The following is a 14810-nucleotide window of genomic DNA, read 5'->3' on the forward strand; positions in this document are numbered from 1 at the left end:
ACAAAAATTCTCTAATGCGGAATTGAAGATTGACGAATTTGTGTCGTCTCCCTTTGCTTGCGCCATCGCAGTCCGGCTTTTCCGGCCACCGGAAAGCCTGCCGATCGAGGTGTTCATGGGCTTCCTGACGCTGCAATCGCTGAGCAAGGTCTTCGGCGACTTCACCGCCGTCAGGGATGTCGATCTCAGCGTCGCCAAGGGTGAGTTCGTCTCGCTGCTCGGCCCCTCCGGCTGCGGCAAGACGACGACACTGCAGATGATCGCGGGGCTGGTCGAGCCGACCAAGGGCACCATTACCCTCGATGGGCGCGACATCACCCGCGAGAAGCCCAGCCGCCGCGGCCTCGGCATCGTGTTTCAGAGCTATGCGCTCTTTCCGCATATGACGGTGGCTGAGAACGTCGCCTTCGGCCTGGAGATGCGCAAGGTCGCCAGGGCCGAGCGCGACCGGCGTGTGAAGGAGATCCTCGGCCTCGTCCATCTCGCGCCTTTTGCCGAGCGCTATCCGCGTCAGCTCTCCGGCGGCCAGCGCCAGCGCGTCGCCATCGCCCGCGCCCTCGTCATCGCGCCACCGGTGCTGCTGCTCGACGAGCCGCTCTCCAACCTCGATGCGAAGCTGCGCGAGGAGATGCAGTTCGAACTGCGCCGCATCCAGCGCAGCGTCGGCACCACCACGATCATGGTCACGCACGACCAAGCCGAGGCGCTCTCGATCAGCGACCGCGTCGTCGTGATGGAGCAGGGGCGCATGACGCAGATCGACGCGCCCTATCGGCTCTACGAGAGGCCGGCGACCGCCTTCATCTCCTCCTTCGTCGGCAAGATGAACCGCATCGAGGCCGTCTGGCGCGGCGGCCGGGCCGAGGCGGGCGGCGTCGCGCTGCCGAGCGAGGCGGCGAGCCTGCCCGAAGGTTCTGCGGCCATCCTGACGCTGCGGCCCGAGAAGATCCTGTTGAAGTCGGCAGGTCAGGGGCTATTGGACGGGCGGGTCACGAGCCGTTTCTTCCTCGGCAGCTACTGGCTCTTCAACATCGAGACGCCGGTCGGGATGATCCTGGTCTCGGCGCCGAACCAGGGCGGTGAGCCGGCCGGCGAAGGCGAGGGCGTCGCCCTCGACTGGCAGGCGGACAGCGCCGTGGTCACGACTGCGGGAGCGGTGGCATGAGCGGGCAGCGCACGCTGACGCCCTGGCTGCTCGTCTCGCCGGCGACGCTGCTTTTCCTCGGGCTCGTGGTCCTCCCGCTCATCCTGACGGTGATCCTGTCCTTCCATGCCTATGATCACACCTCCGGCATCCAGAACAGCTTCACTCTCAGCCACTACCTGACCGTCGCATCCGACGATTATTACCTCACGATCTTCTGGCGCACGCTGCGGCTCGCTGCGCTGACCACGCTGATCTGCGCTCTGATCGGCGCACCCGAAGCCTATGTGCTGGCCCGCATGGGCGATCCCTGGCGCTCGATCTTCCTGCTTGTCATCATCGGCCCGCTGCTCGTCTCGGTGGTGGTCCGCGCCTTCGGCTGGAGCATGCTGCTCGGCTCCGCCGGCCTGCTGAACCAGGCCCTGCAGGCTCTGGGCCTGAGCCCGGTCCGGCTGCTCTACACCGAGACTGCGATCGTGATCGCGCTCGTCCACGTCATGCTGCCTTTCATGGTCATCCCGGTCTGGACGGCGCTGCAGAAGCTCGACCCGATGGTCGAGGCGGCAGCCTGGAGCCTCGGTGCCTCGCGCTTCACGGCGCTGCGCCGGATCGTGCTGCCGCAAGTGTCGCTCGGCATGCTCTCCGGTAGCCTGATCGTCTTCGGTCTTTCGGCGAGCGCCTTCGCCATTCCCGGCCTGCTCGGCGGCCGGCGCCTCAAGATGGCGGCGACGCTGGTCTATGACGAATACATGTCCGAGTTGAACTGGCCGCTGGGCGCCGCGATCGCGATCATCGTGCTCCTCGCCAACCTCATCATCATGCTGGGCTACAACCGTCTCGTCGAGACGCGCGCCCGCCGGGCTCTGGGCTGAGGGCGCACGCCATGCATCGCAACGGCCCCGTCGCGCTCCTCTTCCACGGCCTCGTCGTCGCCTTCGTGCTGGCGCCGCTCGTCGTGGTCTGCCTCGTCGCCTTCACGCCGGAGAATACGCTCTCCATCCCGACGACCAGCTTCTCGCTGCGCTGGTTCCGGGCGATCTTCGCCCATCCCGATTTCGTGCCGTCCTTCTACAACAGTCTCTGGCTGGCGACGCTGGCTGCGACGCTCTCCGTCGCGCTCGCCGTGCCCGCCGCGCTCGCAATCGACCGCTACGATTTCCCCGGCCGCGATGCGCTGAACGGGCTATTTCTTTCGCCGCTGATCATTCCGCATCTGGTGCTGGGCGTCGCCTTCCTGCGCCTCTTCGCGCTGATCGGTGCGACCGGCTCCTTCGCCTGGCTGGTCGTCACCCATGTCATCGTCGTCACGCCCTATGTGATGCGCCTGGTCATGGCGGCGCTTTCGGGCATGGACCGCAGCGCCGAGCAGGCGGCGATGACGCTCGGCGCCTCGCACTGGACGGTGTTTCGCCGCATCACGGCGCCGATGATCCTGCCCGGCATCACCGGCGGCTGGCTGCTCGCCTTCATCAACAGCTTCGACGAACTGACCATGTCGATCTTCGTCACCTCGCCGCAGACGGTGACGCTGCCGGTGCGGATGTACATGTACGCGACGGAGTCGATCGATCCGATGATGGCAGCGGTCTCGGCCCTCATGATCGCGCTGACGGCAGGCGCCATGCTGGTGCTCGACCGCGCCTTCGGCCTCGACAAGATTCTCGTCGGCCAGAAGTGACCGCCATGTCCTCGAACCAGAAGCCGCTGCTTCATCGCATCGTCCGCAAGGACCACCCCGCCATCGCCTTCACGCTTGATGGCGTGCCCTGCGAGGGCCGCACCGGCGATACCCTTCTCAGTGCGATCCTGAACCGCACCGACAGCCTGCGCCGCACCGAATTCACCGGTGAGCCGCGCGCCGGCTTCTGCCAGATGGGCGCTTGCCAGGATTGCTGGGTCATGACCGAGACGGGCGAGCGTCTGCGCGCCTGCACGACGCCCCTCGTCCCCGGCATGCGGATCGTGACGAAGCTCGGGAGCGTGGCATGAGCAAGCGTCCGCAGCCGTTGATCGTCGGCGCCGGACCGGCCGGCATCCGCGCCGCCGAGGCGCTCGTCGCTGCCGGCCTGCGCCCGCTGGTGGTGGATGAGGCGCCGGCCTGTGGCGGGCAGATCTATCGCCAGCGCCTTGTTCAGGATGGCCGCTCGACCAAGGACCTCTATGGGTCCGAGGCGGGCAAGGCCGAACGCCTCCACGCCGCCTTCGCCGCGCTGGGCGGCCGCATCGACTATTGGCCGCAGGCGCTGCTCTGGAGCCTGCGCGACGGCAGCGCCGACATCGCAGTTGCCGGCGCGACCCGCCGTGCCGAATACGATGGGCTTGTCCTCGCGACCGGTGCGACCGACCGCGTCCTGCCGGTCCCCGGCTGGACGCTCCCCGGCGTCTTCACGCTCGGCGGTTCCCAGATCGCGCTCAAGGCCCAGGGCTGCGCCATCGGCAGCCGCGTCGTCTTTGCCGGCTCCGGCCCGCTGCTCTATCTTGTTGCCTGGCAGTACATGAAGGCGGGCGTCGAGGTTGCGGCAGTGCTGGACGCCGCTCCCAGTTCCGCCAAGCTCAATCTGATCAAGGCCCTGCCGCTCGATCCCGGCATCGTGCTGCGGGGAATGCGCTTCGTCGCCGAGCTGCGTCTGCGTGGCATAGCCATCCGCACCGGCATCGAGGGGCTGCGCATCGAAGGCGATGGCAGGGTCTCCGGCGTGGCCTGGCGCGAGGGCGGCCGCGAGCGGCGCCTGGCCTGCGACGGTGTCGGCTACGGCCTTGCGCTCCGTTCCGAGACGCAGCTCGCCGATCTCGCCGGCTGTGCCTTCCGCTTCAACGAGCGCGACCGCGCGTGGCTGCCGATGCGGGACGCCGCCGGCCGAGCCTCCGTTCCGGGCGTCTATCTTGCCGGCGACGGGGCCGGCATCGCCGGAGCCGATGCGGCGGAGCGGGCTGGCGAGCGCGCCGCGCTGGCGCTTCTCGAAGATCGCAGTCTGGCTTTCGACAAGGCACGCGCCTCTGCGCTCGAAGCCGAGCTTGCCCGCATCGGCCGGCTGCGCGACGTGCTCGAAGCCGCCTTTCCCTTCCCGGCCCACTGGGCGGGGGCGATCGACGACGCCACTATGCTCTGCCGCTGCGAGGAGATCACGGCCGGGGCGGTGCGCGAGGCCGCAGGCCGTTTTGATATCAGTGAGATCAACCGTCTGAAGGCGGTGAGCCGCGTCGGTATGGGGCGCTGCCAGGGGCGGATGTGCGCTGCCGCCTCCGCCGAGGTGCTGGCTGCTGCGACGGGCAAGCCGATCGATGCCGTCGGCAGGCCGAGGGCACAGGCGCCGGTGAAGCCGATCCCACTCGCCTTGCAACCGACGGCGGATCGGCCGGAGGCCGCAGAATGAGCCGCCATTTCGACATCGATGTCGCCATCGTCGGCGGCGGCCTGGTCGGCTCCTCCGCAGCGCTGGCGCTGCGCAATATGGGCTTCAGCGTCGCACTGCTCGACAAGGCCTTCTGCGGCGCGCAGGCCAGCGGCGTGAACTATGGCGGCGTGCGTCGGCAGGGCCGTCCGCGCGAGCAATTGCCGCTGTCGCAGCGGGCGCATGCCGTCTGGCCGCGTCTCAGGGGCCTGATCGGCATCGATGGCGAGTTCCTGCGTTCCGGCCATCTCAAGCTTGCCCGCAGCGAGGCCGATATGGCCGCGCTCGAGTCCTACGCCGCCGAGGTCGCCGATCAAGGCCTCTGCCTCGAGCTCATGGGCCATAACGGGCTGCGCGAGCGCTTTCCATGGATCGACGGCAGCATCCTCGGCGCCTCTCTCTGCGCCGGTGACGGCCACGCCAATCCGCGCCTCGTCTCGGCCGCCTTCGCCAGCGCCGCTCGGCGTGCCGGTGCGCATGTGCTGGAGAACACGCCGGTCACCGGCATCGCGCGCAACGGCGAGGGCTTCGCGCTGGAGGCTGGAGAGGGCGTCAGCGTGACGGCCAGCATCGTGATCAACAGCGCCGGCGCCTGGGCGGATCGCTTCGCCGCCGATTTCGGCGAGCCTGTGCCGCTCTCGCGCATCTACCCCTCGATGATCGTCACCGAGCCGCTGCCGCCGGTGATGACCGTCAACATCGGCATGGAGGGCGGAGGCATCTACGCCCGGCAGGTCGAGCGCGGTAATTGCGTCGTCGGCGGCGAGCGCGCCCTGCCGCTCGAAAATGCCGATTTCTCGCGTCCGCGCGGGGAGGGTGCGCTCGCGATCATGAACCGCACGGCAGAGGTCTTCCCGGCGCTGCGCCATGCCCAGGCGATCCGCTTCTGGTCCGGCACCGAGGCGTCCATGCCCGACCGAAACCCGGTCATCGGCTTCAGCGGTACGACGCCCGGCCTGATCCACGCCTTCGGCTTCACCGGCGCCGGCTTCCAGATCGCGCCCGGCGTCGGCGAGGTGCTGGCCGAGCTCGTCCGCGACGGCCGCACGTCCACGCCGATCGAAGCGTTTTCCATCGCCCGTTTCAGCCGGCCTTCCGGGCCGGAGGGTCAGGACCGCACCAGCCACGGCTCGGGTGCGCGTTCGCAGTCAGAGCCGCAAAGCAGGGGAGCCCACTCATGATCACTCGTCGCACCGTCTTGGCCGGCACCGTCGCCGCGCTCGCGCTGACCGCCGCCGGCAGCGCCTTCGCCCAGACCAAGACGCTCTATGTCGGCATGAACGGCGGCAATTTCGAGCGCACCTTCACCCAGGCCGTCTTCCCGGACTTCGAGAAGGCCAACAACGTCAAGATCGTGGTGGTGCCCGGCACGTCCTCGGACATCCTCGCCAAGGCGACTGCGGCCAAGGACAAGCCGCAGATGCACATCATGTTCCTCGACGACGGCGTGATGGTCCGCGCCATCGGCGCCGGCCTCTGCGAGAAGCTCAAGGACAGCCCGGAGATCGCCCAGGTCGACAAGGGCGCCCGCATGAAGGGCGACATGGCCGTCGGCATCGACATGGGCATGACCGGCCTCGCCTATAACAAGAAGATGTTCGACGAGAAGGGCTGGGCGGCGCCGACCTCCTGGATGGACCTCGCCGATCCCAAGTTCAAGGACAAGGTCGTCTTCCAGTCGGCCTCGGCCTCGTCCTTCGGCCTTCATGCCTTCCTGATGTTCAACCGCATCCAGGGCGGCACCGAGGCCAATGTCGAGCCGGGCTTCGGCAAGTTCCGCGACACCATCGGCAAGAACGTGCTCGAGTTCATCCCGAACTCGGCCAAGATCTCCGAGATGGTCCAGACCGGCGAGGCTGCGATCTTCCCGCTGACCCCGACCGCCGTCGCCACGCTCAAGGAGAAGGGCATCCCGGTCGAGTACGCCCAGCCGAAGGAAGGCTCGGTGGTGCTGATGGTCGCGCAATGCGTCATCGCCAACAATTCGGAGCCGGAGCTGGCGCAGAAGCTCGCCGCCTACCTGCTCTCGCCCGAGGCGCAGTCGAAGGCGCTGGCTGCCGGCAACGTCGTGCCCTCGAACCCGAAGGCCAAGGCCGAGACGGCCGAGGCCGAGAAGAAGCTCGAGGCCTTCCACAACAACATGAAGACGGCGGTGGTGCTGGATTGGGACGCGATCAACGCCAAGCGCCCGGAATGGAACAGCCGCTGGAACAAGATGATCGAGCGTTGAGCCGCTTGCTCCTCCGATAGGAAAACGGCCGGTCCGCGAGGATCGGCCGTTTTCGTTTGAGGTCGCGTGGCGCTTCAGCCGAGTCGGTCAAATAGCTGACGAGTATCGAGAAACTCCCATCCTGCCTACGAGCGTCATTCTCGGGCGGAGCGAAGCGAAGACCCGGGAATCCCTTGCCGGAGGAGGCTCGGGAGCCCGCATGTCACGAGATGCTCGGGTCAAGCCCGAGCATGACGGAAACGCCGCGGCCGTTACACCTCTTCAACATAGCGGCGGCGCAGATGCGCCTTGAACACGGAGGCATCGAGCGGCCGGCCGGTCGCTTCGGTGAGCAGATCGTCGGTCGAAAGCAGCGAGCCCTTGCCGTGGATGTTGGCGCGCAGCCAGCCGACCAGCGGGCTGAAATCCCCCTTGCCGATGCCCGGTAGGATAGCGGGCTCGGACCGGCAGGCCGCGTCGAATATCTGGGCCGCGGTCATCGCGCCGAGCGTATAGGTCGGGAAATAGCCCCAGCCGCCGGACGGCCAATGGATATCCTGCAGGCAGCCGACCCGGTCGTCCGGGACGGTGACGCCGAGCAGGGATTTCATCCCGGCGTTCCAGGCCGCGGGCAGTTCTGCGAGCGGCATCTCGTCGGCGACCAGCGCTTTTTCCAGCCGGTAGCGCAGGATGACATGGGCCGGATACGTCACCTCGTCGGCATCGACGCGGATGAAGCCCGGCTCGACGCGGGTATAGCGGCGCCACATCGCTTCGCTTTCCCAAGCCGGGCCATGACCCCCAAAACTCTCCCGCATCAGCGGCGCGGCGAAGGCGAGGAACTGGCGCGAGCGGCAGGCCTGCATCTCCATCAGCAGGGACTGGCTCTCATGCACGCTCATGCCGCGCGCTGCGCCGACCGGCTGGTTGAGGTAGCCCTGCGGCCGGCCTTGCTCATAAAGCGCGTGGCCGGTCTCGTGCAGGACGCCCATCAGGGCCTTGGTGAAATCGGCCTCGTCGTAGCGCGTGGTGATGCGGACATCGTTGTCGGCGCCGCCGCAGAAGGGGTGGGTAGAAATGTCGAGCCGGCCGCGCCCGAAGTCATAGCCCAGTGCTGCCATCAGCCTCAGGCCCAACGCGCGCTGCGTCTCCGTCGGGAAGGGGCCCTCGAGCGCCGACAGCGCCGGCCGGCGCGCCTGCACGGCCATCACTTCCTCGGCGAAGCCGGGGAGGAAGGCGGCGAGATCGTCGAACAGCGCGTCGATCTTGGCCGCGCTGCCGCCCGGCTCATAGTCGTTGAGGAGGGCGTCATAGGGCGAAAGCCCGAGCTTCTCGCCCTTGGCCTTGCCGATCTGCCGTTGCAGGTTCAGCACCTCGGCGAGATAGGGCAGCAGGCCGGCAAAATCGGAATCAGCCCGCGCCTGGCGCCAGCGCATCTCGCAGGCTGAGATCGCCTTGCTCGACGCCTCGACGAGATCGGCGGGCAGCGCGGTGTCGACCGTCCAGACGCGCCGGATCTCGCGCAGATTGGCCTTCTCCCAGGCGCCGAGGCCGTTGTCGCTGTCGGCATCCGTGAGCCAATCGCCGATACGGGTGTCGGTCGCCAGGCCGTGGCGCATGACATGCAGCAGCGCCATGCTCTCGGCCCGCGTCTCGGCGGCACCCTTCGGCATCATCGTGTCGTTGTCCCATTGCAGGATGCCGATGGCGTTGGAGAGCGCGGCGATGCGGCCGAAATGGGCGGTGAGGTCGGAATAGGCGGTCATGGGAGGTATCTCCGGGCCTTCGTGTCTTATGCGCGGTCATCCCGGACGAAGCGAAGCGCAGATCCGGGATCCATGCCTGAGCGCCGTTCGGCGTCGTTCCGGCATGGATCCCGGGTCTCCCTGCGGTCGCCCGGGGTGACGAGCGAACGAGTGTTGCGAATTCAGGCGAACAGCTTGGAATACTGCCGCGGCTGCGAGCGCAGGTACTGGTCCGGCGCCTTGACGCTGGCGCCCAGCTCGGCTGCGGCGTGCCAGGGCCAGCGCGGATTGTAGAGGATGCCGCGCGCCAGCCCGACGAGATCGGCCTCGCCCGTGCCGATGATGGCCTCGGCCTGCTCCGGTTCCGTGATCAGGCCGACAGCGATCGTGGGGAGCCCCGTAGCCTCCTTCACGGCCCGCGCGAGAGGGACCTGGTAGCTCGGGCCGAGCGGGATCTTTTGGGCCGTGGACAGGCCGCCGCTCGAGACGTGGATGAAATCGATGCCGCGGGCTTTGGCCGCCTGGGAGAAGGCGATGCTCTGCTCGACATCCCAGCCGCCTTCGACCCAGTCGGTGCCGGAAATGCGGAAACCCAACGGGAAGCCCGCCGGCACCACCGAGCGCACCGCTTCGTAGACTTCGAGGGGGAAGCGCATGCGGTTTTCGAGAGAGCCGCCATACTCGTCGTCGCGCTTGTTCGAGAGCGGCGAGAGGAATTGATGCATCAGATAGCCATGGGCGCCGTGCAACTCGATCGCCGCCAGCCCGAGCCGGACGCTCCGCCGCGCCGAATCCGCGAAAGCCTCGATGAGACGGGCGATGTCATCGCGGGTGAGGGCGCGCGGCGGACGCGGATAGGTCTCGAAGCCGACCGCCGAGGGCGCATGCACATTCCAGCCGCCCTCGTCGAGGCCGAGCTGACCGCCGCCCTTCCAGGGCTGCGCCACCGAGGCCTTGCGGCCGGCATGGCCGAGCTGGATCGCGATCGGCATGTCCGACCAGGAGCGGGCCGCCTCCAGCGCCTTGCCCAGCGCGGCCTCCGTCTCGTCCGACCACAGGCCGACATCGAAGGGGCTGATGCGCCCGTCGGGCTCGACGGCCGTCGCCTCGATGATGAGCAGCGCCGCACCGGAAAGCGCGAGATGGCCGAGATGGATGGTGTGCCAGTCCGTCGCGCAGCCGTCCTTGGCTGAATATTGGCACATGGGCGCGATGACGATGCGATTGGCGAGCGTGAGGCTGCCGAGCTGGTAGGGGCTGAAGAGCTGGCTCATGTCGGAAAGGCTTCTCAATGAGGGAAGGTTCGGAAGGCAGTCTAGAAGCGCTTTCCCCCGCGAGGCCAGAGCGGGCCGTGCACATCAGATACGCGCCACGCTGCGGCGCCGCTCACGATTTCGCGTTCGGCATTGTGCGACCGCGAAACCGCCGTAATCTGACATACTATAAGCAGGCTTATGTTTGGAGATTCTGTATGAAGCGACCCCTCCGGCGGGAATTCATGTTCCAGCTCGTTGAAACGTCTCGGCTGTTGCGGACTTATGTTGATCAGCGGGCCCGGCAGCACGGCACGACGCGAGCGCAGTGGGGCGTGATGTCTCGGTTGCGGCGGCAGGAGGGGCTGAATCAGGCCGCGCTGGCCGAGCAGATGGATCTGCAGCCGATTTCGCTCGCAAGACTGCTGGACCGGCTGCAGGGGCAGAACCTGATCGAGCGCCGGGAGGACCCGGCCGACAGACGCGCTTATCGGCTCTACCTGACCCCGGAGGGTCGGGCGCTGGTGGACGACCTTGATGAAGTGCGCACCGCGATTGCTCAGGAGGTGCTTGGCGGGGTTGAGGAAAGGTCGATCCTTTCCGCGCTGGATACCCTGGCCACGATCCGCGAACAGACCCGCGCCCAGCGGGAAGACAAGACGCAGATGCTGGCTTCCGCCGGCCAGACCGCCTGAACGAGTGGAGCGAACATGAAGCGTTCAGGTTTTGTCACCGGGCTGATGCTCGTCGCGGTCGCGGCCGCGGGCGTCTGGTATTGGCGCTCGCACGGCGCGGAAAACGCGCAGGCGGCGCGCGGGCGGGGAGATGGCGCGCCCGTCGCGGTCGCGTCCGCTGCGGCGGTCCAGGTCGATTTCCCGGTGCGCAAGCGCGCCATCGGCTTCGTCGAAACCCCGGCGAGCGTCCTCGTGCGCTCGCGTATCGACAGCCAGATCATGCAGCAGCACGTCACCGACGGGCAGTTCGTCAAGACCGGAGATCTGCTCTTCACCCTCGACGATCGCGACATCAAGGCTCAGATCGCCAAGGATGAGGCGATGCTGGCTCGCGACGAGGCGACCCATACGCGCAACCTCGCCGATCTCGATCGCTACAAGCAGCTCTTCACTCGCAATGCCGGCACGCAGGCGCAGGTCGACCAGGCAACCGCCGACGAGCGCAGCTCGGCGGCCAGCATCCAGGGTGACCACGCCACCCTGGACGCGGACCGGTTGAAGCTGAGCTACACGCGGATCATGGCGCCCATCGACGGCCGTATCGGCGCCGTCCAGGTCACGCCGGGCAATCTCGTCAACGCCGCCAACAACAGCAGCGGCACAGGCCTGCTGACCATCACCCAGATGAAGCCGCTGCGCGTATCCTTCGCCATGCCGGAGCATGAGCTGCCGACCCTGCAGGCTGCGCTCGCGGCCGCCAAGCCCATAGCGGTGACGGCCCGCGTGCCGAATACCGGCCGCCCGCCGGCGCAAGGCAGGCTCAACTTCGTCGATTCGACCGTCGACATGACATCGGGAACGATCACGGCCAAGGCAGCTTTCGCCAATGACGATCTCACACTCTGGCCCGGTCAGTATGTCGATGTCGAGATTATCCCGGACACGCTGATGGGCATCACCGTGATTCCGACGGTCGCAGTCCAGACCGGGCAGAAGGGCCAGTATGCCTTCGTGGTGAAGCCTGACTCGACCGTCGATCTGCGTCAGATCAAGGTGGCGCTGACCGACGGCGACAAGACGGCGGTGTCCGAGGGGATCGCTGCGGGGGAGCGGGTCGTCATCGATGGCCAGATGCGGCTGAACCAGGGCACGCGGGTGCGTGAGCGCGGCGCGACCAGCGAGAAGCCGCCGGCGAGCACGCCGGTGGCCGAGGGCGCGCGCTCATGAACATTTCCTCCTTCTGCATCAAGCACCCCGTTGCGACCATTCTGATGTCGGTCTCGCTGGTGCTGGCGGGGTTGTTCGCCTGGCGCTTCCTGCCGGTCGCGGCCTTGCCGCGCGCCGAGTTTCCGGTCATCAACGTATCCGCGCAGCTTCCCGGCGCCTCGCCGGACACCATGGCGACCTCGATCGCGACGCCGCTGGTCAAGCAGTTCGGCACCATCGCCGGCATCGACTCGATCTCGACCACGAACTCGCAGGGCGCGACCTCGATCGCCATCCAGTTCGTGCTGAACCGCGACATCGACGCGGCTGCCGCCGACGTGCAGGCAGCGATCACCCGCACCCTGCGGCAATTGCCGATCGAGATGACGACGCCGCCGAGCTATCGCAAGGTCAATCCCGCCGACGCGCCGATCATCCTGATGGCGCTGAAGAGCGATGTCGTGCCGCTGTCGCAGCTGGACGCCTTCGCGCAACAGGTCATCTCGCCGGCTCTGTCCACGGTCGAAGGCGTCGCCCAGGTGCTGATCTGGGGCAGCCAGAAATACGCGGTGCGCATCCAGATCGACCCGACCGCTCTGGCGGCGCGCGGCATCGGCCTCGACGAGCTGCAACTTGCGATCACGGCCGCCAATGCCAACACGCCGGTCGGCACCCTCCAGAACACGGCCCAGCAGCTCACCATCCAGGCGCAGACCCAACTCGCCAACGCCGCCCAGTTCTCCAACGTCATCATCGCGACGCGCTCCGGCAAGCCGGTCAGGCTTGGCGACGTCGCCAAGGTGATCGACTCCGTCGAGAACACCCAGACCCGCAGCACCTATGACGGCATGCCGGCGATCGTGCTGGCGGTGCAGCGTCAGCCCGACGCCAACACCGTCGAAGTCGTCGACCGCGTCAAGGCGATGATCCCGACCTTCCAGGACCAATTGCCGGCCGCCGCCGCGCTCTCCCTGCTCAACGACCGCTCGACCTCGATCCGCCAGGCGGTGGAGGATGTGCAGTTCACGCTGCTGCTCACCGTCGCGCTCGTGATCATGGTGATCTTCGTCTTCCTGCGCCGGGTCGCCGCGACCTTCATCCCGGCGGTGGCGGTGCCGATCTCGATCATCGCGACGCTGGCCGCGATGTACATGCTCGACTTCTCGATCGACAACATCTCGCTGCTGGGCCTCACGCTCTCTGTCGGCCTGGTTGTCGACGACGCCATCGTCATGCTGGAGAACATCGTCCGGCACATGGAGGAGGATGGGCTCTCGGCCTATGAGGCGTCGTTGAAGGGCGCCAGCGAGATCGGCTTCACCATTATCTCCATCTCGCTTTCGCTGGTCGCGGTCTTCATCCCGGTGCTGCTCATGGGCGGCGTGATCGGCCGCATCTTCAACGAGTTCGCGGTGGTGGTGACGGTCTCGATCCTCGCCTCCGCCTTCGTCTCGCTGACGCTGACTCCGATGCTGTGCTCGCGCCTGCTTTCGGGCTACTCCGAGCATCATGAGGAGAACGCACTCGGCCGCTGGCTGGAGAAGGGCTTCGATGCGGTGTTGTCAGGCTATGATCGGGGGCTGAAATTCTGCCTGCGCTTCCAGCCGCTGATGCTGCTTGCTTTCTTTCTCACCATGGCCGGCACCGTCTGGCTGCTGCAGACGACGCCGAAGGGCTTCTTCCCGCAGGAGGATATCGGCCAGCTCCAGGTCTCGACGGAAGCCCGGCAGGACATCTCCTTCGACGCGATGCTGAAGCTGCAGTCCACGGTTGCCGACATCTTCCGCAAGTCGCCTTATGTCGCGCATGTCGCCTCGTCGGTCGGCGGCAATGGCGGCGGCGGCAGCGCGCTGAACTCCGGGCGCCTCTTCGTCGAGTTGAAGCCGCTGGACGAGCGCCCCAAGCTGCAGGAGGTCCTTGCCTCGCTGCGCCGCGACCTTGGCCAGGTGGCGGGCATCAACACCTACATGGTTCCAGTCCAGAATCTGAACATCGGTGCGCGCGCCTCGAAGAGCCAGTACCAGCTCGTGGTTCAGGGGCTCGATCAGGCGCTGATGAATGACTGGGCTCTGCGGCTCGCCGACGCGATGAGCCGCGATCGTGGGACCTTCGCCGACGTCACCACCGATCTGCAGAACAACGCCCTGCAGGCGACGCTCACGATTGACCGCGACAAGGCCAATGCGCTGGGTATCGGTGCAGACATCCTGCGTTCGACCCTCTATTCGGGCTTCGGCGTCCGGCAGGTCTCGACGATCTACACCACCGGCGACAACTACAATGTCGTCGTCGAGTTCAATCCCAACGAGCACTGGACGCCCGAGCACCTGAACGCCATTCGGGTGCGCGCCAAGAACGGCACATTGGTCCCGCTCGGCGCCGTCGCGCGGGTCGAACGGACGGCCGGCCCGCTCACGGTCAACCAGCTCGGCCAGCTCCCCGCCGTGACGATTTCCTACAATCTGCCGGCTGGCGTGGCGCTCGGCGACAGCGTCAACCGCATCGACACGCTCAAGGAGCAGATCGGCTTGCCGAAGTCGCTCTCGACGACGCTCGCCGGCACTGCCAAGACCTTCCAGGATTCATTGGCCAACCAGGGGCTGCTGATCGCGGGCGCGATCCTGACGATCTACATCGTGCTCGGCATCCTCTACGAGAGCTTCATTCACCCGCTGACGATCCTGACCGGCCTGCCTTCGGCCGCGATCGGCGCGCTCGGGGCGCTCAGGCTCTTCGACATGGACCTCTCGGTCATTGCCATCATCGGCCTCCTCATGCTGATCGGCATCGTCAAGAAGAACGCGATCATGATGATCGACGTTGCGCTCGTGCTGTTGCGCGAAGGTGCGTCGGCGCAGGACGCGATCCACCGGGCCTGCCTCATGCGCTTTCGGCCGATCCTGATGACCACACTGGCCGCGCTGATGGGCACGCTGCCGATCGCGCTGGGCGCCGGCGCGAGCGCCGAGCTGCGCCAGCCGCTCGGCATCGCGGTCGTCGGCGGCCTGATGATCTCGCAGGTATTGACGCTGTTCATCACGCCGGTCCTGTTCCTCTACATGGACAGGCTGTCGAACGGACTCCTCCGCCTCGGCGGCTGGCTGCGCGGCAGCAAGCAGGAACCGGCGCACGTCACTCATCCGGCGGAGTGAGGTCGGATCAAAAGAAAACGCCGCCGGCTTCCCGT

At 67.0% G+C, this 14810-nt stretch carries 12 protein-coding genes; 10 read left to right on the forward strand and 2 right to left on the reverse strand.

The window, feature by feature from the left end; genetic code table 11:
- The first annotated feature begins 115 nt into the window (after positions 1-115).
- Genes AC1DNE_RS11100 through AC1DNE_RS11130 form a run of 7 tightly spaced genes read left to right on the forward strand, consistent with a single transcriptional unit; the run spans position 116 to position 6766 of the window.
- The gene (locus tag AC1DNE_RS11100; RefSeq protein ID WP_441468953.1) at positions 116-1165 is read left to right on the forward strand and encodes an ABC transporter ATP-binding protein; all 1050 of its coding nucleotides are present in this window, start codon (positions 116-118) and stop codon (positions 1163-1165) included.
- The gene (locus AC1DNE_RS11105; protein WP_441468440.1) at positions 1162-2016 is read left to right on the forward strand and encodes an ABC transporter permease; all 855 of its coding nucleotides are present in this window, start codon (positions 1162-1164) and stop codon (positions 2014-2016) included. The genes AC1DNE_RS11100 and AC1DNE_RS11105 overlap by 4 nt, the downstream gene beginning before the upstream one ends.
- An 11-nt stretch (positions 2017-2027) precedes the next feature.
- Entirely contained in the window at positions 2028-2822 is a 795-nt protein-coding gene (locus AC1DNE_RS11110) for an ABC transporter permease (RefSeq protein ID WP_476765987.1), read from the forward strand.
- Between the two features lie 5 nt (positions 2823-2827).
- Positions 2828-3133 carry a (2Fe-2S)-binding protein gene (locus AC1DNE_RS11115; RefSeq protein ID WP_441468438.1) on the forward strand — a complete coding sequence of 102 codons (306 nt, stop codon included), beginning with the start codon at positions 2828-2830 and terminating at the stop codon, positions 3131-3133.
- On the forward strand, positions 3130-4518 hold the full coding sequence (locus AC1DNE_RS11120; protein ID WP_441468437.1) for an FAD/NAD(P)-dependent oxidoreductase: 1389 nt from the start codon (positions 3130-3132) through the stop codon (positions 4516-4518). The genes AC1DNE_RS11115 and AC1DNE_RS11120 overlap by 4 nt, the downstream gene beginning before the upstream one ends.
- Positions 4515-5717 (forward strand): NAD(P)/FAD-dependent oxidoreductase, encoded by a 1203-nt coding sequence (locus tag AC1DNE_RS11125; RefSeq protein ID WP_441468436.1) that lies wholly within the window; start codon positions 4515-4517, stop codon positions 5715-5717. The genes AC1DNE_RS11120 and AC1DNE_RS11125 overlap by 4 nt, the downstream gene beginning before the upstream one ends.
- Positions 5714-6766 carry an ABC transporter substrate-binding protein gene (locus AC1DNE_RS11130; RefSeq protein ID WP_441468435.1) on the forward strand — a complete coding sequence of 351 codons (1053 nt, stop codon included), beginning with the start codon at positions 5714-5716 and terminating at the stop codon, positions 6764-6766. Before AC1DNE_RS11125 ends, AC1DNE_RS11130 begins: the two co-directional genes overlap by 4 nt.
- Before the next feature lie 251 nt (positions 6767-7017).
- Here the strand turns inward: AC1DNE_RS11130 and AC1DNE_RS11135 are convergent, their stop codons facing one another.
- Together AC1DNE_RS11135 and AC1DNE_RS11140 are read right to left on the reverse strand one after the other, a co-directional pair.
- Positions 7018-8511 (reverse strand): carboxypeptidase M32, encoded by a 1494-nt coding sequence (locus tag AC1DNE_RS11135; protein WP_476765988.1) that lies wholly within the window; start codon positions 8509-8511, stop codon positions 7018-7020.
- A 161-nt stretch (positions 8512-8672) separates the two neighbouring features.
- Entirely contained in the window at positions 8673-9764 is a 1092-nt protein-coding gene (locus AC1DNE_RS11140; RefSeq protein WP_476765989.1) for an NADH:flavin oxidoreductase/NADH oxidase, read from the reverse strand.
- A 224-nt stretch (positions 9765-9988) separates the two neighbouring features.
- Here AC1DNE_RS11140 and AC1DNE_RS11145 point away from each other — a divergent pair, with 224 nt between their 5' ends.
- Genes AC1DNE_RS11145 through AC1DNE_RS11155 form a run of 3 tightly spaced genes read left to right on the forward strand, consistent with a single transcriptional unit; the run spans position 9989 to position 14775 of the window.
- Entirely contained in the window at positions 9989-10438 is a 450-nt protein-coding gene (locus AC1DNE_RS11145; protein WP_476841046.1) for a MarR family winged helix-turn-helix transcriptional regulator, read from the forward strand.
- A gap of 15 nt (positions 10439-10453) precedes the next feature.
- Entirely contained in the window at positions 10454-11644 is a 1191-nt protein-coding gene (locus AC1DNE_RS11150; protein WP_476766090.1) for an efflux RND transporter periplasmic adaptor subunit, read from the forward strand.
- Entirely contained in the window at positions 11641-14775 is a 3135-nt protein-coding gene (locus AC1DNE_RS11155; RefSeq protein WP_441468430.1) for an efflux RND transporter permease subunit, read from the forward strand. The genes AC1DNE_RS11150 and AC1DNE_RS11155 overlap by 4 nt, the downstream gene beginning before the upstream one ends.
- Positions 14776-14810 lie beyond the last annotated feature (35 nt).

The organism is Allobosea sp. 05L423 (assembly GCF_056397745.1).